Source organism: Caballeronia sp. EK (assembly GCF_014384845.1).
GTDB lineage: Bacteria > Pseudomonadota > Gammaproteobacteria > Burkholderiales > Burkholderiaceae > Caballeronia > Caballeronia jiangsuensis.
Map to the genome: position 1 here is coordinate 133060 of NZ_JACSUE010000010.1, position 17885 is coordinate 150944.

Annotated in this window: 14 protein-coding genes and 1 pseudogene; 6 read left to right on the forward strand and 9 right to left on the reverse strand. The window is 58.9% G+C overall.

Going from position 1 to position 17885, the window contains the following annotated elements; all coding sequences use genetic code 11:
• Positions 1 to 457 precede the first annotated feature (457 nt).
• From IAG25_RS28010 to IAG25_RS28025, 4 genes are read right to left on the reverse strand one after another with little or no spacing between them, the layout of a single operon-like run.
• Positions 458 to 904 (reverse strand): hypothetical protein, encoded by a 447-nt coding sequence (locus IAG25_RS28010; protein ID WP_187607721.1) that lies wholly within the window; start codon positions 902 to 904, stop codon positions 458 to 460.
• A 34-nt stretch (positions 905 to 938) separates the two neighbouring features.
• The gene (locus tag IAG25_RS28015) at positions 939 to 1184 is read right to left on the reverse strand and encodes a hypothetical protein (protein ID WP_187607722.1); all 246 of its coding nucleotides are present in this window, start codon (positions 1182 to 1184) and stop codon (positions 939 to 941) included.
• A gap of 14 nt (positions 1185 to 1198) precedes the next feature.
• Positions 1199 to 1669 carry an RES family NAD+ phosphorylase gene (locus IAG25_RS28020; RefSeq protein ID WP_187607867.1) on the reverse strand — a complete coding sequence of 157 codons (471 nt, stop codon included), beginning with the start codon at positions 1667 to 1669 and terminating at the stop codon, positions 1199 to 1201.
• Positions 1666 to 2121, reverse strand: a complete 456-nt coding sequence (locus IAG25_RS28025) for an antitoxin Xre/MbcA/ParS toxin-binding domain-containing protein (RefSeq protein WP_187607868.1) — start codon at positions 2119 to 2121, stop codon at positions 1666 to 1668. The genes IAG25_RS28020 and IAG25_RS28025 overlap by 4 nt, the downstream gene beginning before the upstream one ends.
• A 1659-nt stretch (positions 2122 to 3780) precedes the next feature.
• On the opposite strand from IAG25_RS28025, the gene IAG25_RS28030 reads away from it, so the two are divergent.
• Both IAG25_RS28030 and IAG25_RS28035 read left to right on the forward strand, forming a co-directional pair.
• Positions 3781 to 4065, forward strand: a complete 285-nt coding sequence (locus IAG25_RS28030) for a type II toxin-antitoxin system Phd/YefM family antitoxin (RefSeq protein ID WP_187607723.1) — start codon at positions 3781 to 3783, stop codon at positions 4063 to 4065.
• The gene (locus tag IAG25_RS28035) at positions 4065 to 4400 is read left to right on the forward strand and encodes a type II toxin-antitoxin system RelE/ParE family toxin (RefSeq protein WP_255503979.1); all 336 of its coding nucleotides are present in this window, start codon (positions 4065 to 4067) and stop codon (positions 4398 to 4400) included. Before IAG25_RS28030 ends, IAG25_RS28035 begins: the two co-directional genes overlap by 1 nt.
• Positions 4401 to 4679: 279 nt before the next feature.
• Here IAG25_RS28035 and IAG25_RS28040 read toward each other — a convergent pair.
• A pseudogene (locus tag IAG25_RS28040) lies at positions 4680 to 5366 on the reverse strand (IS6 family transposase).
• Between the two features lie 32 nt (positions 5367 to 5398).
• Here IAG25_RS28040 and IAG25_RS42275 point away from each other — a divergent pair.
• From IAG25_RS42275 to IAG25_RS28050, 3 genes are all read left to right on the forward strand, one after another.
• Positions 5399 to 5704: a hypothetical protein gene (locus IAG25_RS42275; RefSeq protein ID WP_375336545.1), complete on the forward strand. Its 306-nt coding sequence runs from the start codon at positions 5399 to 5401 to the stop codon at positions 5702 to 5704.
• A 299-nt stretch (positions 5705 to 6003) separates the two neighbouring features.
• Positions 6004 to 6144: a hypothetical protein gene (locus IAG25_RS42280; RefSeq protein ID WP_309296249.1), complete on the forward strand. Its 141-nt coding sequence runs from the start codon at positions 6004 to 6006 to the stop codon at positions 6142 to 6144.
• Positions 6145 to 6251: 107 nt separating this feature from the next.
• Positions 6252 to 6521 carry a DUF1488 family protein gene (locus IAG25_RS28050; protein WP_187607724.1) on the forward strand — a complete coding sequence of 90 codons (270 nt, stop codon included), beginning with the start codon at positions 6252 to 6254 and terminating at the stop codon, positions 6519 to 6521.
• 254 nt (positions 6522 to 6775) lie between these two features.
• Here the strand turns inward: IAG25_RS28050 and IAG25_RS28055 are convergent, their stop codons facing one another.
• From IAG25_RS28055 to IAG25_RS28070, 4 genes are all read right to left on the reverse strand, one after another.
• A complete protein-coding gene (locus IAG25_RS28055; RefSeq protein ID WP_187607725.1) occupies positions 6776 to 8938 on the reverse strand; it encodes a response regulator in 2163 nt (720 codons plus the stop codon).
• Positions 8939 to 8949: 11 nt separating this feature from the next.
• On the reverse strand, positions 8950 to 14985 hold the full coding sequence (locus IAG25_RS28060; RefSeq protein ID WP_222946673.1) for a HAMP domain-containing protein: 6036 nt from the start codon (positions 14983 to 14985) through the stop codon (positions 8950 to 8952).
• Positions 14986 to 15029: 44 nt separating this feature from the next.
• Positions 15030 to 15287 (reverse strand): hypothetical protein, encoded by a 258-nt coding sequence (locus tag IAG25_RS28065; RefSeq protein ID WP_187607726.1) that lies wholly within the window; start codon positions 15285 to 15287, stop codon positions 15030 to 15032.
• An 840-nt stretch (positions 15288 to 16127) separates the two neighbouring features.
• A complete protein-coding gene (locus IAG25_RS28070; protein ID WP_309243981.1) occupies positions 16128 to 16730 on the reverse strand; it encodes a response regulator in 603 nt (200 codons plus the stop codon).
• Positions 16731 to 17209: 479 nt separating this feature from the next.
• On the opposite strand from IAG25_RS28070, the gene IAG25_RS28075 reads away from it, so the two are divergent.
• Entirely contained in the window at positions 17210 to 17686 is a 477-nt protein-coding gene (locus tag IAG25_RS28075; RefSeq protein ID WP_187607727.1) for a PRC-barrel domain-containing protein, read from the forward strand.
• Positions 17687 to 17885: the final 199 nt, after the last annotated feature.

Genomic DNA, 17885 nt, shown 5'->3' on the forward strand with positions numbered 1-17885 from the left:
ATGATGCCGTGACTGCGACGACGTCATTCAGAGGCGGTGCCTAGAGCGAACGATAATGTATTCGCCATACGCGTGCTCGCATTGCAGAGACGATCCATTGCAGGAAACCTTCGGATTTTGCTGTTCACCTTAGCCCAAGGTTGATGACTTCGTCGCGGTTCTTATCACCGTGGCAACGGGACTTTGCCGGCCTTTCCGAGGCCCGTTCGGGCCGCATGGCCAGAAGCTCCGGCGAACCTCCCCGCTGTTATGACGTTCACACACCTCGTAGTTAATAACATGGTCACTCAGACTGCGGGGCGGCTCATTCTTCGCTTCGCCACCGCGATTTCGGCTTTTCGCCTTTCGCCCAGCAGGTACCGACAAAGATCACGGTCAACGCGAAAACGGCCAGTCCGTACGTAAAAGGCGCTTCGCTGTTCATTGCCACTCACCGGCGCGAGCGTCGTGAACCGGATCATCGCCGATCTCGCGATCGTCGATGTGACGCGTATTCATCGTCGCGAATAGTCTCCCTGTCTGGAAGACCAAGGCTCACGCCGGCGGCCCACGCCCATGCTGTGGCCTCCGGGTCCGAGCATTGAATGACGGCCCGATACAGTGGCGCATCCGGGTGCACGCCCTTTTCGTCAATGCATCTGAGCATCTCGCGCTGCCCTGCATACAGGTTGCCGTCCATCAAAGATCGGAAGCAGCGCGGTGTGATCGCCAGATGGCCCGCTTCGTGAAGCACGGTTGATATCCGACACTCGGGATCGATAACCAAGGTGCCTTGGTCGATGCGGCACCCGTCCGAAAAACCGGTAGGCCCGACCTCATAACGTGCAGGAATGCCGAGTCCGTTCAGGAACTGCAGCACCTGGTCCCGGGTCGAGGAAGCGTCGATTGAATAGTTGCGTAGCATGCGCCGCAATAGCTTCTCGATAGGGTTAAGCTGATCACCTCGCTGCCCGCGCGGCGCGCCGGATGCGTCTGACTGTGGCAGCAGGCGTATCCGAAACTAAAGACCAATCGTGATGCCACCACGCGATCACCGCTGCGGCATCTCGCTCGGTCCTCGCGCTGGCAACCTCCTCCACCTCCGCCGTAACCTCTTCCCACCAACTCGCTGATTCGCCGTCGCTCGCCATGGGGTCGATTGCTTCGCGATAGATGGTCTTGGCTTGCTCGATCGATATTTTCATCGGCTGTCCTCCCCTCACGGGCGCGTCAGTAGGCGAACGATGCGCGGATCATGCCGGACGTCGATCACCATCTCTATCTTGATATGGGCGACGTCCGCATGTACGGGGTTGAGAATGTAGTTGTAGGCAAAAGGCATCACCGCGCTGGGGACTTTGAGCAACGCTGTTGATCCGCCCTCAAGCCATTCGCTGCCGGCGGACTGCGTGTAGGACGCATCCTCCCTCCAATTTTCCGGCAAAACGCCCTCGCTTAATTCGGCAATCGTCACTTGGTCACCGATCGCCACGCGCAGGAGACGATATGTGTCGGGCAAATCGGCGGTGGATCGAACTTCTTGATGAACGAGCGTCTCGAGCAGAGCACCGGCCGGGTGCTCGGCCAGATAGACCACCGGCCGTCCTGCAAAGTGCCATCGACCGGGAGCGCGCAGGCCACCGACGCCTTTCAGGTCGGCGTAGTTGCTGATCCTCCACAGAACCATCAGGCGAAATATCCCTCGTCAATCTGTACGAGCGCGTCCTCGACCAGTCGCGCCCCATGCTCGGTTGCAGCCATTCCAAGGGCGCTGAGGCCATCGAAGCGCTTCTGCCGACCGCGCAACCAAACCAAGGCCTTTTCGTTGCTTCCAAATGCGGCGTTCGCCTGCGCGACGATGCGCGCCAACCGAATGGCTCGATCGGATTCCTCCGTCGACAAGCGTTCGTGTAGCTGCCGACGATGCGTGAGTGTTCGCCGCGGAATGATGAAAGCCAGTTCGTCGGCCTTCAGCCCCTGAGCGGAGAGTCGATCGATTACGTCGACGTTGATGCGATCCTGCGCCAGTCCAGCGAGATCGGCATCATCCCGAACGCGCGCGTCAAGCAGTTCACCGAGCAGCGCGTATTCCGCTCGTCGTGCGTTTCCGGTGCCGGTCGGTGTGAAGGCGATTGTTGTCATGACCGTCCCTTTGGCAAAATGCCCTCCAATTATAGGCGTTTTGCCGATCACATTGCAACTCGCCGAGCCCAGTTCGGCCAGCACGGCGAGAATGCCCAATACCTTCACCTTCGTAGATCCGCCACCTTCCTGACGTACAAGCCAACTTTCTCAAACGCTGCCTTTTGCTCATCCTCGCGTCATGCGTCGAATAGGCTTTGAAGTGGTTAGCCGTTCGAGTGACCCGCTCCCGGACGCAGCCGAACGTTGGAAAGAAGCGGATTGCAGTGGTTGAGTATTCGCGGCGCCAAAAAACGGTCAACTACGCACCGATCGATAGTCGCATTGAGCATTGCTCGTACGATTTGGCGTCTTGACGTTGCGATATCGCAATGGCTCGATGAAAACACGTCTCCGCTTCGCCCTCGTTCTCGGACGTTCTGATCTGAGTGCTCATCTCAGGACGCATCAGCCGTATCCACCAGTATTCGCCAGCCGAAAGGCAGGCCGAACGCCGTGATACCGCCGTATTCCATTCAAGACGCGCTAACAGCTTCGTCGCGAGAAGCTAACGATACGCGGCTTGCCTCTAGCGCTCTCCGGGCAGCGCCATTGATGTCGATTCGTTTGTCCGCGAGCGCAACGATCGCGGCCAGGTGCGCAGCGCCATTCTTCTTGAATCGCACAATGATGGTATTGGCATTGTCTTCAACCAGAATATTTTAACGAGTCATGCATGCGTCGGTATCCGATGCATCGTCGGGCACGTTGAACACAACCACGTCGAGATCAGCAATCGAATTGCCGACCCGTTCGGGTAGCCGAGCGACGCGTTCGCTCTCTGGAACGAGATTTAGTTTGGAGAGATAGTCGGCGGTTAGCATGAACCACGCACATGAGAAAAGAAGTACTGGAATATCTGCGAGGTCAAAACGCGGTTCGTCAGATCGTCGCTGAAAGCCGGCATTGCGATGACATACCGTTACTGTCCACCCCGTTGACCGCATGCACCGCCTCGGTCGCAGTGACACAAATCGCAAAAGCGAGGCACCATCTCTTTGACACGTACCTTGTTGACGACCGTCGACGCACTACGCGCGAGTGGGTTCACGTCGATACCGGATTGAAACGGCCTGCATACATGTAGCCGGCTTGCCCGAAGGGCAGTTGGCGAAGCACGCCCGCAGCCGTGTCCGCCCCCCCTCGAACGACGACTGGCCCGCGCTGCGCCCGGAACCTAATAATTTGCGCGCTCAAGCTCTCCTGTGGCTCTGGCCGTGTGCGACCAGCCCATCTCTTCAGATTAAGCCACAATTGTGCATATATTGTGCGGAGCGTCCCATGAACTCTTACCACAACCCAGCGTGGACGCAAGTTTCGCTCGATTCTTGGGGGATTCGCTGCGTGACCCTGAAGATCACGCCCCGAGCGTGTCAGCGCGTCGCGTTGGTGAGACCTTGCACGTCGACTTGAAACTCTGGCGCAGCAAACCCACCTACATTCGAAACACGATCAGCCGGCGGCCTGCATCAGAAGACGTGCAACTCCGCGGGCGACGGGACACCGTGAATCAAGTGTTCCTGAAGACGCCGAGAGTTCTTGATTGTCGGCGAGAGGCCAGTTGTCATCGGACTGATAATGGTCTATATTTAGTCTTACCGAACCTGCAACGGAGCGCCTATGCACATCGCGGATCATGTGAAGCCCATCAGCTACCTCAAGAGCGAAGCGGCACAAATTGTTAAAGACTTGACCGACTCCGGCGAGCCGCTGATCATCACGCAGAACGGCGAAGCGAAACTCGTGGTCCAGGATGTACGGACTTATGAAGCCACGCAACAGATGATCGCGCTGTTGAAGATCCTGGCGATCGGACAGAAGCAAATTGACTGCGAGGATTACGTCGACGGCGACGAATTCTTTTCGGAACTCGGCGAACTCGACCGCCAGCAAAAAGTCCGTTAATGCCAGCGCTGTTGAAGTACCGCATCTTGCCGACAGCCCGGATCGGCATCGATGAACTGAGAAGCTATATCGTCCGCACATTCGGATGGGAGACATGGCGTCAGACCTCCGCGCACTTGCAAGAAACGATCACGCAGATCCGCCAATTCCCTGGGAGCGGCCATGTTCCCGGCGAGCTCGAAGGTTTCGTTGATGAAACGTTTCGGCAGGCCCTTTCCGGCAAGAATCGGATTATCTATCAGGTGCGCGAGGACGTCTTATACATTCACCTCGTCTGCGACGCTCGACGCGATCTGCAAGCCCTTCTCCACCGAATTGTGCTCCGACTGATTTAATCGACGCGCGATCCGCGTAGGCGCCGCCGTTGACCCCGGGCAATCTCTCAACTATGGAGCAGCCTTGCGGGCTTTGTCGCAATAAGCGCTGGGTATCATGTGACCTGACAATGCCAACGATCGGACGTTTGACGACGACTCTGAAACCAGTCTTGGCGCGAGTGCTCATGCGTCTGCACTATCTGCTCGAGGTGATCCCTGACGTGCGTGCGCTGGTATGGGTTCTGTCGCGGTAAGGATATGACGGTAAACAAGCGGCAATATAAGTGGGAGTGCTTATTATTTCAGTGCGTAAAGCTGCTGGGCGTGAGTGTATCCGACGCCACGGTCCTGCATTTGGCCTTTGGCAATCATGTGCGTGAGCTCGATGCCGCTCAACAGGATCCGGGCGCAACGAAAACTCTTGCCGAGCATAGGCCGCGTACGTCGCTTGATCGCCCGATGATCTTGGTCGACAACATTATTCAGATACTCGTTCTGGCGAATCTCGACCGATGTTTCGCGCTCCGCGTTGAGGGCATCCAGCGCGGCCAGGTTCGCACCGCTTTTATCGATTGTCACCGTCTTGGGCTGGCCGTTTTGCGCGATTGACTTTTGAAGTAGCGCCGCGCCGCGGCCTTGTCACGATGGGCACGCAGCAGAAAACCCACCGTGGTGCCCTCCTTGTCGACTGCGCGGTACAAATACTCCCACTGGTCTCGGACCTTGATATACGTTTCGTCCATTTGCCAGCTCCGACCGACGGCTTTCTCGTGGCGACGAGGGCCTTCTCCAGGACCGGCAACACCTTGATGGGCCAACGGTGCACAGTTGAATGGTCGAACGAGATTCCGCGCTCGCCATCATCTCCTCCAGGTCTCGAAGGCTCAGCGGATACGCCACATAGCAGCGCACGCCCATCAGGATCACATCGAGCGGATAGTGCAACGCTTGAGCACCCGTGCCAAGGGGATTCAGAGTCGTCATCAAGCGTCCGATCATTCGCATTGTGATGGCTCATGAAACCCAACACTTACTGCAACAGAACCGCGCCCGGTATCCCACTCCGCGCATTAACCCGCTATCTTGAGCGCACCATCTGGCAGGTGGTCAAGGGCACCATCGCCGCCATGCCGCGAGAGACCAACTGCCAGATCGCTTATGCAATCCGCGTGCGTTGGCTCGTCACCCTGCTCTATCTCGGTGGCCTGCGCATCGAGGAAGTTGGGACCAGCACTATGGCCAATTCTTCCTTCGGCGCGATGCGGATGGAGCAATGCGCTGGTGGCTCACTGTGCACGGTAAAGGCGACAAGGAACAGCTAATTCCGGCACCCGGGAACTGATGACGGAGCTCGCTCGCTATCGACAAACCTTGACTTGAGCGTGCTCCCCTCGCCAGATGAGGATACGCCACTCGTCCTGCCGATTGGCGCCACGGCAGCCGATCAGGGCGCCTTCGACCTGCTCGGCTTTGACCCGTGGCGCCCTGCACGCGATCGTCAAAGCTGTGCTCGCAGGCGCAGCGGCGCGACTCCGCGAGCACGCCCCGTCCTCTGCAGCAAGCGTTGACCCGCTGGAAAAAGCCTCCGTTCACCGGGCTGCGGTACAGCGCGGGCTCGCATATGGCAGATCAGCAGGTCGATCTACGACTCGTGCGTGACAACCCCGGACACGCATCGCTGACGACGACAAGCCTCTACCTTCACGTCGATGACGGCCGACGCCGTCGGGATACCGACGAGAAACATCGCATCGGTTGGTAACCGACCTTGGAAGTACGACGGTGTCGTAGGCAATCGAGCGAGACGTCTCACAAATCGCGCGATGGCGTGTCAAATTTGCTTTGACCGCGCAACACGATGAACTCGCTATGGAAGCACTCGACTTTGAACCACAGATTTCGACTAACCGACGCGGCGTGACCTTCGTCCTAGCGGGAAAGCATGGCGCGGTCGAGTGCGTGATCGTGCGCGCCGCGCTGGAGGCCTTTTTCTGGCTGCCGCTCGATGCAGATGACGCCAAGATGCTGAAAACTTTTCACAATGGCGCCAACCGTATCCACGCCGTCGCTTATCGCAAGCTGCTTGCGCACCCTGCGGCACGCCTAGAACTGACAACGACTGACTTCTCTCGCAACTGACGAGAGCAGCCAAATCCACTGCATTGCTGGCGGTTGGATTTGGCGCAGCTTTCGAGGTAAAGGACGGCCGAGACGATTAGTTGCAAGTTTATAGCACCTTCTCGAACAAGCGTGTCGGTATGTGTCCGGTGTTGAAGCCATGCCCCGCGAACGCCGGTTCGTGCGCGCCGCGGCGGTTCGAAGGGCGAACCGGGCAACTCGATGGCGTCCAGTTCGTGGCGCGACTGTGGGACTGTTAACGACCGTTATTGATCCTAGGCTGGCCGCCCTTCACTTTCGGCCCCCGTACCGCCGTCCATTACGTGTGTCGCAATCAGGTCGACTAGCGAGGCTAGATCCGCGGGCTTTATAAAATGATGATCGATGCCGGCCGACTTCGACTTGAGACGATCATCGTCTTGGCCATAACCGCTCAACGCAATTAGCAGGCAGTCCCCAAGAACGGTGTCGGCACGAATGGCTTTTGCAACCTCGTACCCATTCATGCCTGGAAGGCCAATGTCCAGAACGGCAACCTGGGGTGCGAATTTTTTGGCAAGTGCGAGCGCGGAGACGCCGTCGTGCGTGCATTGCACTTGATGCCCATGCATTTCGAGGAAGACTTTAAGGCTCTCCGTGGAAGCAACGGAATCATCCACGACGAGCACCCGTGCGCCACGCCTGCGACGCATCGGAAGAATATCGGCGACAGGAGCCGGTTTGTCGGTTGCAATCGATGCCGGCAACTCCACCGTGAACTTGGCGCCCCGTCCGCGACCGGCACTCCAGCAGTGAATCGAACCGCCATGCAGCTCCGTCAGGTGGCGGGCAAGCGTCAGCCCGATTCCCAAGCCGCCCTGTGCGCGATCCAGTGCGCTATCACCTTGCGCAAAGAGTTCGAAGACGCGCGGGAGCAGCTTCGAATCTATGCCCTCGCCGTCGTCGGTGACCGTAATCACCGCGATCCCCTTCGCAAAAGCCGTCGCAAGATTGATGTGGCCACCGGGCGGGGTGAACTTCGAGGCGTTGTTCAACAGATTCGCAATGACCTGTGTGAGACGAACGACATCGCCCTCGACGATCAAATCGTTCGCGCAGGTTTCGCAGGAGAACGCTTGCGAGCGCGCGGCAAAGTGTGGCCGGCTGGTTTCGATTGCACGATCGAGCACGACCCGCAGCGATAGCGGCTTGCGTTGCAACGCCACCGCGCCGCGCGCGATCCGCGATACGTCAAGCAGATCGTCGACAATGCGCACCATGTGATCGAGCTGTGTACCGATGATTCCTGTCGCCCACGTCATGACCTTCGCATCGCCCGGCTCCGTGTTCTTCATCACGCTCACCGCGTTGGAGATGGGTGCGAGCGGATTTCGGAGTTCGTGGGCCAGCATGGCGAGAAATTCGTTCTTGCGCCGGTCCTCGTCCCGCAGGGCGGAGAACAAGAAGGCGTTCTCGAGCGCGATGGACGCACGACTCACAAACTCCGTGACGATCGGCGCCCGCTGATGATCGCTCTCGCAGTGGACGGCCCCGAATGCGATGGCCGCCTTTCGCGCCGCGCCGCTCAACAGCGGGTGAAATCTGACTTCCTCGAACCTGGCCGGGTTCTTCCTTTGCGCTTTATCGCTTTGAAACTCGAAGATGCGATCCGCCCCGGCCCGGCACACGAGACTCTCGCCCTTGTCCACAGTCTGCTTCGCGAGCTGAAAAAATTGCTCCATCGGAGCGATAGCCTCGATCGCATGACCGCTACCCGGTTCGATCAGCGCGTGCACGGCAGGACCGCAGTGCAACGACGTCCGTGGGACCTGTTCGCCTTCCAGTTCGAGATAGACGCAGGCGACGTCGGCCAATGCAGGCACCGACGTATGCAGGATGCGGGAAAGGGTCGTCTGCAAATCCAGCGAGCGCGTAAAAAGATGACTCACGTGCGCCAGAAAATCAGCGCGCTGGCGAGCCTGGTCGGCAGACGCGCGTTGCGCTTCCGCCCGCGCGAGTTCCTCGCGCTGTGCTGCCCGGGCACGCAGTTCGCGGTTCATCCTGTACATCTGCACGAACACACGTACCTTCGCGCTGAGGATCTCCGGCACCACGGGTGACGAGATATAGTCCACCGCCCCCAGCGAATAGCCTCGCGCCATTTCGGCATCGTCCACATACGCTGTGACGAAGATGATCGGTGTCGATGCCGTCCGACGGTAGGAACGCAGCATGCTGGCCGTCTCGAAGCCATCCATATCGGGCATGTTCACGTCGAGCAGTATGACGGCGAAGTCCTGTTGCAACACCGCCTTCAACGCCTGCCGCCCGGACGACACCGCGACCACTTCCTGATCCGGTCCCTCGAGCACCGTGCGCAAAACGACGTGCTGGCTCGGTAGGTCATCCACCACGAGGATGCTCACCTTGTCTTCCGGAGATGATTCGAACACGGCCATGGCTTGCGCTCCTAACGATGCAGCCACGCGTGCAGCACGGCAAGCAGGTCGTCACGATTGACCGGCTTCGAGAGGTAATCCCACGCTCCCGCCTCGATACACTTTTCGCGGTCGCCCTTCATCGCTTTGGCCGTGACTGCGATGATCGGCAATGCCTTGCCTACCGGCCGCTTGCGAATCTCCCGCATCGTGGCCAGGCCGTCCATCTCGGGCATCATGATATCCATCATGACTATCTGGATCTCGGGATCGGATTCCACCTGCCGTATGGCATCGCGCCCGTTATCGGCCCAGACTTGCCGCATGCCGAGGTCCTCCATGATCGTCGCGAGCGCAAAGATGTTGCGCATGTCGTCGTCGACGATCAGTGCCTTGACGCCCTTCAACGCGTTCTGTGACGCGCGCAACGCCTGCAGCATGGCGCAGTGCTCCTGGCCGAGCCGCTTCACATCGACGTGCAGCGCGGCGATGCTCAGATCGAGCAATTGATCGCGGCCCGCCGCGTGCAGGGCGACAAACCCTTCCCTGACATGCTGCCAGCGTGCCGGCGGGAGCTGGCCCGCCGGCACGCTCACGATGACCGGCAGTGGCGAAAGGCCGTCGCGCGAGGCGACCGCCGCTTCGATGTCTTCGGGTGAGAGGCCGGGGATGTCGTCAGTGAGCACCAGCGCGTCAATGGTTTGAGACGCGAGTTGCTGCAGCAACGTCTCGCGGGAGCTCGCAAAGACTACCGCGGCCCGCAAGGGCTGCAATGCACCAGAAAGCAACTCCCGGTCATTCGCCGAAGGAAGCGCCACGAGAACGACGCGTCGTTCTGCTTCGATGTATCGGGCCATCGCAGCGAGCGCATCATCCAGGATCGCCTGTGACGCGACCGGTTTGGGCAGAAAGGCGAGCGCGCCGGAACGTAGCGCGCGATCGCGCGATTCGTCGGTCGAGATCACCCACACCGGAATGTGCCGCGTGGCCATGTCGTTCTTGAGTCGCGCGAGCACCTGCCATCCTTCCATATCCGGCAGAAACAGGTCGAGCGTGATGAGGTCGGGCTTGAACTGGTCGGTCAGCGTCAAGGCGTAGGCGCCGAATGCGGTCGTGACCGCCTTGAATCCGCGCTGCCGTGCCGCTTCGACCATCACGCCCGCGAAAGCCGGATCGTTCTCGACTATAAGCGCAACCCGATCACCCTGAACGATACTCTCACGATCATCGATCACGTGGGCAGTCGATACCTCGTGCGCAACCTCGATAGCCATCTCTGACTGCTCCGCCCGTTCCACGACCGCAAGGCTCGCCGGGGGCGAGCCGCTCGGAACGGGTTCGCGTTCCTCTTCTTGCCGCATCAGTTTTCTTCGCCCACTTCTGCCGAGATCGCTCGTGCGCGGCAAGAACAGCGTGAACGTGCTGCCCTCATTCGGCGTGCTGGTAAGGCGGATCTCGCCACCTAGCAGTTTGGACAGTTCGCGACTGATCGCGAGCCCCAAGCCAGTGCCGCCGTATTTTCGGCTGGTGCTGCCATCGGCCTGCTGAAAAGCCTCGAATACGATCTGCTGCTTGTCCGCCGAAATGCCGATGCCGGTGTCCTGAACTGCAAAAGCGATCACACCGCCCGCGCTGTTCAGCGCCTGGTTGTCCTCGCTCCATCCGCCACGCGCACGCTCGATCGACAGTGACACGTGTCCGTGATGCGTGAATTTGAAGGCATTGGAGAGGAGATTCTTCAGAACCTGCTGCAGGCGCTTGAGGTCCGTCACGATGGAGGCAGGTACATCGTCGCCGAGATGAATGACGAACTCGACGCGGCGGGCTTCAGCGACGTGCCGGAACGTGCGCTCGACATACGTCGTCATGTCGACGAGGCGGTGTTCAGCAACGTCCAGAACGACGGTGCCAGATTCGATTTTCGAAAGATCCAGAATGTCGTTGATGAGCATCAGCAGGTCGTTCCCCGAGGAATGAATGGTCCGCGAGTATTCGATCTGCCTGGTAGACAGGTTGCCGTCGGGATTCTTGCAGAGATGGTCGGACAAGATGAGCAGGCTATTGAGCGGCGTGCGCAGTTCGTGCGACATGTTGGCCAGAAACTCCGACTTGTACTTCGACGTGAGGGCGAGCTGCTTCGCTTTATCCTCGAGTGCCTGACGTGCCTGTTCGACCTCCGAATTCTTGCGCTCGACTTCCTGGTTCTGATGCGCAAGCAGCCGCGCTTTTTCCTGAAGCTCCTGGTTTGTCTGCTGGAGTTCTTCCTGCCGGCTCTGCAGTTCTTGTGCAAGCGATTGAGACTGCTTGAGCAGGTCTTCCGTACGCGTGTTCGCTTCGATCGTATTGATGACAATACCGATACTTTCGGTCAACTGGTCGAGAAACGCCAGGTGAGTCGAGTTGAAGCATTCGAGCGAGGCTAGTTCGATCACGCCTTTGACCTGGCCTTCGAAAACGATCGGCATCACCAACACGTTTTGCGGCACGGCGCTCAGCAGACCCGATTCGATCCGGTAGCCGGTTGACGCCGATGGCGCGAGCAGAATCTTGCGCTTCTCGAACGCACACTGACCGACGAGCCCCTCACCAAGCTGAACCTGCTTGCCGTGCGAACGATGGCCTTCGGACGCGTAGCTCGCCACGAGCCTCAGCGAAGCGGCCTCATCGACCATGTCGAATACGAAGAACTCGGCTTGTTGCACGCCGACGACTGGCGCAAGCTCGGACAGAATGAGCTGGCCGACCGTAACCAGGTCCTTCTGTCCCTGCAGCATGCGGCTGAACTTCGCCAGATTCGTCTTGAGCCAGTCCTGCTCGGTGTTGAGCTCGGTCGTGTCCTTCAAGTTACGAATCATCTCGTTGATGGTGTCCTTGAGCGCCGCGACTTCGCCAAGCGCCTCGACGGTGATCGAACGCGTCAGGTCACCTTGCGTCACCGCCGTCGCCACCTCGGCGATCGCGCGGACCTGGGTCGTCAGATTCGCCGCAAGCTGATTCACGTTTTCCGTCAACCCCTTCCACGTGCCCGCCGCGCCCGGCACCTTGGCCTGTCCGCCGAGCTTCCCTTCGACACCCACTTCGCGTGCGACGGTCGTCACCTGATCGGCAAACGTGGCCAGCGTGTCCGTCATGCTGTTGATCGTGTCGGCGAGCGCCGCGATTTCACCTTTTGCCTCCACCGTGAGCTTGCGGCCCAAGTCGCCGTTCGCGACCGCGGTCACGACTCGCGCGATGCCGCGAACCTGGCTCGTCAGGTTGCCCGCCATGAAGTTGACGTTGTCAGTCAGGTCCTTCCACGTGCCCGCGACGCCCTGAACGTCCGCCTGACCGCCGAGCTTTCCTTCGGTGCCGACCTCGCGTGCCACACGCGTCACCTCCGACGCAAACGAACGCAACTGATCGACCATCGTGTTGATGGTGTTCTTCAGTTCGAGGATCTCGCCCTTGACGTCCACGGTGATCTTCTTGGACAGATCGCCTGCCGCTACCGCCTTCGTCACGTCCGCGATGTTGCGTACCTGGCTCGTCAGGTTGCCGGCCATGAAGTTGACCGAATCGGTCAAATCCTTCCATGTGCCGGCGACGCCCTGGACATCCGCCTGGCCGCCGAGCTTGCCCAATGTACCGACTTCGCGTGCGACTCGCGTCACTTCGGATGCAAAGGAGCTGAGCTGATCGACCATGGTGTTGATCGTGTTCTTCAGCTCGAGAATCTCGCCCTTGACATCCACAGTGATCTTCTTCGACAGATCACCCGCGGCGACCGCCTTCGTCACGTCCGCGATGTTACGTACCTGACTGGTCAGGTTGCCCGCCATGAAATTGACGTTGTCGGTGAGATCTTTCCAGGTTCCGGCGACCCCCTGCACGTCGGCCTGTCCTCCCAGCTTGCCTTCAGTGCCGACCTCGCGCGCCACTCGCGTAACTTCCGAGGCAAACGAGCGCAATTGGTCGACCATGGTGTTGATCGTGTTCTTGAGCTCGAGGATTTCGCCCTTCACATCGACGGTGATCTTCTTGGACAGGTCGCCTGCCGCCACTGCTGTCGTCACATCGGCGATGTTGCGCACCTGCGCGGTCAGGTTGCTGCCCATCGAGTTGACCGAGTCGGTCAGATCCTTCCACGTTCCCGCAACGCCTTGCACGTCGGCCTGACCGCCGAGTTTGCCTTCGGTGCCGACCTCGCGTGCAACGCGCGTGACCTCCGAGGCGAACGAACGCAACTGATCGACCATCGTGTTGATGGTGTTCTTCAGTTCGAGAATCTCGCCCTTGACATCCACGGTGATTTTCTTCGAGAGATCGCCCGCGGCAACCGCCGTTGTCACCTCTGCGATGTTGCGCACCTGTGCCGTCAGATTGCTGCCCATCGAATTCACCGAGTCAGTCAGGTCTTTCCACGTTCCCGCGACACCCTGCACGTCGGCCTGGCCACCCAGCTTGCCTTCGGTCCCGACTTCGCGAGCCACGCGCGTCACCTCCGAGGCGAAGGAACTCAATTGATCGACCATGGTATTGATCGTGTTCTTGAGTTCGAGGATTTCGCCCTTCACGTCGACGGTGATCTTCTTCGAAAGATCGCCCGCCGCGACTGCCGTGGTCACGTCCGCAATGTTGCGCACCTGCGCGGTCAGGTTGCTGCCCATCGAGTTCACCGAGTCGGTGAGATCCTTCCACGTTCCGGCGACCCCTTTCACGTCGGCCTGACCCCCGAGCTTGCCTTCGGTGCCGACCTCGCGCGCCACGCGTGTCACTTCGGAAGCGAAGGACCGCAACTGATCGACCATCGTGTTGATCGTGTTCTTCAGTTCGAGAATTTCGCCCTTGACGTCCACGGTGATCTTCTTCGACAAGTCGCCGGCCGCCACGGCCGTCGTGACTTCTGCAATATTGCGAACCTGACTCGTCAGGTTGCCCGCCATGAAGTTGACGTTGTCGGTCAGGTCTTTCCACGTTCCCGCGACGCCCTTTACATCCGCCTGACCGCCGAGCTTCCCTTCGGTGCCGACCTCGCGCGCCACGCGCGTCACTTCGGAGGCAAAGGACCGCAACTGATCGACCATCGTGTTGATGGTGTTCTTCAGTTCGAGAATCTCGCCCTTGACGTCCACGGTGATCTTCTTCGACAAGTCGCCGGCAGCCACAGCCTTGGTGACTTCCGCGATGTTTCTGACCTGGCTCGTCAGATTGCCGGCCATGAAGTTAACGGAATCGGTCAGGTCTTTCCATGTCCCGGCCACGTCCTGCACGTCGGCCTGACCGCCGAGCTTGCCTTCCGTGCCGACCTCTCGCGCGACGCGCGTGACCTCTGCGGCAAAGGTGCCGAGCTGCTCGACCATCCGATTGATGATCTTGGCCGTGCGCAGGAACTCGCCTTCGAGCGCACGCCCGTCGGCTTCGAGGGCCATGCTTTTGCTGAGATCGCCTTGCGCTACGGCGCCGATCACGCGCGCCACCTCGCTCGTGGGGTGGACGAGATCGACGATCAGGGAATTCACCGAGTCAATCGACCGGCGCCAGAAGCCCCTGGGATCGGGCAGCGTGGCGCGTTCGTAGATGCGGCCTTCCTTGCCGACTGCCTGGCTTAAGCGCGCGAGCTCATCCGACATCCGGATGTTCTGGTCGACGACATCATTGAAGACGTCCGCAAGTTTGCCGTGCAAGCCGGTCCAGTCAGCGGCAAGCGACGCCCCCTCTCCCTTCCTTAGCGCGATGAGCGCCGTGTGAATGTCCCGGGTACGCGCGTGCGCGGTATCGGTCGCCTCTAACAGCGCGTTGCTTTCACGCGCCTGTTGCAGCCAGAAACCGCTCAGCCCTTCTTCATCTACGCGGCCTGCACCGCCCAGGCTTGCCGCGGAGTTTCCGGTTGCGCGTCCGAGCGCCAGCCCTTGACGCAGACATTGGTCGGCGAGCATGTTCAGTTCGACGGCTAGCTGTCCTTTTGCACCGGTCCAATCGGCAGGCAATCTACGAACGGGTTCGCCTTCCCGCAAGGCGGCGACAGTCTGCAGCATGAGTTGGACTTCGCCGTCCGTCAGCGTGTTTGCCTCTTCCGATACGGTGTTCATAGGATCCCCTTGTGGTCTTGCTCTTGAACCGCACCTGGCTGCGGTTAGATCGCGCGTTTTACCTTCGCGCGCGATGCTATCTCAATACGCATTAAGCGATGCTGACGGCGGCGACGCATCTGATTTCCCTCGACGAACGCGCCTGATTTGCGGCTCAATAAGTCGGGCAAACAGGTATCAATTACTTCTTCGCTTTTAAAATCGGCATTGATTGCCGTATCACCGCGCTGCACGAGGTCCGGACCAATCGCGGCAGCGCGGCGTTGAACGAAGCCACCACGTTGCCGGGATTTCGGCTGCAATAGCGCGTTGACCCTTTCGCCTAGAAGAATAATTGGCGCGGCGCGCGCCTTCTATGTCGCGGAATAGTCGTAAACCCCTATCAAGCCATAGCGAGCGGATGCCGCTATCCACAGCAATTAGTCTAAATAGCACGCGGGAAAGCTAACGTTTGCGCAAAACCGGCTTGTCCGCTCGCCGTGCTCGGCAAGCGACGTGTGATCGCAGATTGAAGACGATTGGGTCTTTGACTCAAGTCCCGTTCCCACACGGCAAAAGGACGCTTCGTCACATGTTCGCAGGCTGCAGCTTCGGCTTTATTGCAAACAGAAGGAGATCGGGTGTGATTCTTGAAAACGACATTAGGCAGCTCGAGCAGTCCATCAACACGTTGGTTTGTCGACCGACGCTAATCCGCCCCGAATACTGGACAGCACAGACCGAAAAACTTCTCTTGCTTCCAGGACTATCGGCCCGCGATCGTCAACGCTTGACCGTCCTACTTGATCTCCTGTGTATAACAACCTGCGAACAGGCGCGGCGGTCAGGCTCACCAGCAATGAAGCTCAGCGATCCCGGGAAAACGAAATGCAATGTGCTTAGCCCAGATTGCATCGCTGCCTGATCTTACCAGCGACCATTCACTGACGCGTACGGACGCCACCGCATACCTTCATGTCTAGTTAGCGGAGGCTTTTTCCAAGTACCACAACGCCGTCGCGAAGTTGAGGATTGTATTTTGAAGTGCGAATCTAGCGACGGTGACAGAACGACGCCAGCCGGAAGTTCAACGACCGGTTCATCTCTAGTCGTTCCCTTGGGGGCCTGAAGTCTCCCTTAAGACATCTGTCTTGTGCAGTGCACTAGCCGCTTCCTCCCTCCGGGACAAAGTGGTCCGTGCGCTTCAGTCCGTTGAGATAGAGGATAAGGTCAGGTGGAGAAGCACCCTTTCTAAAGTAGCCATCGAACACTCTGCCTTCAACGCATCTTGTAATAACGACCCCGTCTCTTCCTGTGTACGCGCAGATGAACGTTCTTGACGTCGGCAAATATTCTCGGATTGCACGAGCGGTGATGAAACCGTCGCGCTGAGGCATCATCAGGTCGAGCAGGACCACGTCCGGGACCCAGTTTCGAATTATTTCAAGGGCGTCGCCACATCCTCCGGCGACGCGGGTCTGAAATCCTGACAGTGACAAGTAATCCGCGACCGCGATAGCCGCTGCCCGATAATCGTCGACGACCAAGACCCGAGTCAACGAGTCGAGTTGACGGTGCGTCCAATTTTCCTGTTGTACGTGCATCGCGTGCCTTAGGTCAAAAGCTCGATCCTTTTCGAAACCTTCGGATCCTTGCAAGTTGCCGCGGATCCTGTCCCGGCCCCTACTGGCACGCATAGCGAAATGCTGCATGTCTGAACCGTTCTCAATTAGGAAGCTCGCTTGCCACTTTGAAATAAATTCCATGATGCATGAAGCAACGAAGGCAAGTAAGTCCGGACCTCGACTTAAACGTTCGATTGCCAACGCAATGGACGCAGCGAGGCAATTAGGGGATAAAAAACCCTTCACCCTGGAGTGAATCAGGCCCACATCTAAATTAGCAATTAGGAGGCGGAGGCCGGCTGGCGAGGTGAACGAGAGCCTGGAGGGGACTGAACGAGGCCGCGGTTATAAAGGGCGACGCAACTGAGGACCAGCGACAAGAACGCATCTGCAAACACGGAATTCGAGGAGTCATCTAATGTCATCGAGAGCGTGCTAACTACGGACTGACCGCTCAGTTAAATCAAATGAAACGGTGGGAACATCTCAGTTTCGAGGCACGCTCGTTGCGCTTGGCTTAGAACCTAGCGTTCGCGTTGCCCGCGCGCGAGAAGGACGGCGAGCGTTTAAAACCTCTCCAGCGCAGAGGAAGTCGCGGGCCTAACAATGGGGTGGCAATCATGGCGACAAGTAACCTAACAAATTCCGGTTCTGCAGCGCAGGGCGGTGCAAATATTGTAGGCAGCGGCGTGGGAGACGGTCCCGGTCCGGATGTGATGGCAGCATCTACGCTTGAAGATACGACGGTCATAACCTCGGACGCCGAGGACGTCGGGAAAATAAAGGAGGTCATGCTGGACGTGCGGAGCGGGCGCATCGCGTATGCGGTGCTGTCGAGCGGCGGATTTCTTGGCATGGGTGACACGCTTCGCGCGATACCTTGGAGCGCTCTCACACTCGACACTGACCAGAAGGTCTTCCGGGTTGACACGACGGCAGAGCGCATTAGGAGCGAACCCGGATTTGACAAAGACCATTGGCCGGCGATGGCGGACATCGGTTGGGGCTCGTCGCTGCATGAGTACTATAACCGTACGCCCTATTGGTCGACGGCATCGAGACCTTTGTCCGGAGCTGGTGACTCACTTGACGTATAACGCGAAATTACTTAGCCGCAGAAAGTGATATTGTTCTGTTACGACCCGCCCATCCTTACGCGGGTCTTTTTAATTTTATGCCTGCTTTTAGCTGCTTTGCTTCTTGGTTCGAGAAGAGCGGCCTACACCTTCCGCCCCGCGAATGGACACTCTGCTTTCCTTCAGACGGTCGAAACGGATAGAATCGCTAACTTTCACT

Excerpts from the sequence above, each read along its gene's own strand:
- IAG25_RS28010 (WP_187607721.1), bottom strand. The coding sequence starts at position 904 with ATGCTACGCAACTATTCAATCGACGCTTCCTCGACCCGGGACCAGGTG.
- IAG25_RS28015 (WP_187607722.1), bottom strand. The coding sequence starts at position 1,184 with ATGAAAATATCGATCGAGCAAGCCAAGACCATCTATCGCGAAGCAATC.
- IAG25_RS28025 (WP_187607868.1), bottom strand. The coding sequence starts at position 2,121 with ATGACAACAATCGCCTTCACACCGACCGGCACCGGAAACGCACGACGA.
- IAG25_RS28030 (WP_187607723.1), top strand. The coding sequence starts at position 3,781 with ATGCACATCGCGGATCATGTGAAGCCCATCAGCTACCTCAAGAGCGAA.
- IAG25_RS28035 (WP_255503979.1), top strand. The coding sequence starts at position 4,065 with ATGCCAGCGCTGTTGAAGTACCGCATCTTGCCGACAGCCCGGATCGGC.
- IAG25_RS42275 (WP_375336545.1), top strand. The coding sequence starts at position 5,399 with ATGAAACCCAACACTTACTGCAACAGAACCGCGCCCGGTATCCCACTC.
- IAG25_RS42280 (WP_309296249.1), top strand. The coding sequence starts at position 6,004 with ATGGCAGATCAGCAGGTCGATCTACGACTCGTGCGTGACAACCCCGGA.
- IAG25_RS28050 (WP_187607724.1), top strand. The coding sequence starts at position 6,252 with ATGGAAGCACTCGACTTTGAACCACAGATTTCGACTAACCGACGCGGC.
- IAG25_RS28055 (WP_187607725.1), bottom strand. The coding sequence starts at position 8,938 with ATGGCCGTGTTCGAATCATCTCCGGAAGACAAGGTGAGCATCCTCGTG.
- IAG25_RS28060 (WP_222946673.1), bottom strand. The coding sequence starts at position 14,985 with ATGAACACCGTATCGGAAGAGGCAAACACGCTGACGGACGGCGAAGTC.
- IAG25_RS28070 (WP_309243981.1), bottom strand. The coding sequence starts at position 16,730 with ATGGAATTTATTTCAAAGTGGCAAGCGAGCTTCCTAATTGAGAACGGT.
- IAG25_RS28075 (WP_187607727.1), top strand. The coding sequence starts at position 17,210 with ATGGCGACAAGTAACCTAACAAATTCCGGTTCTGCAGCGCAGGGCGGT.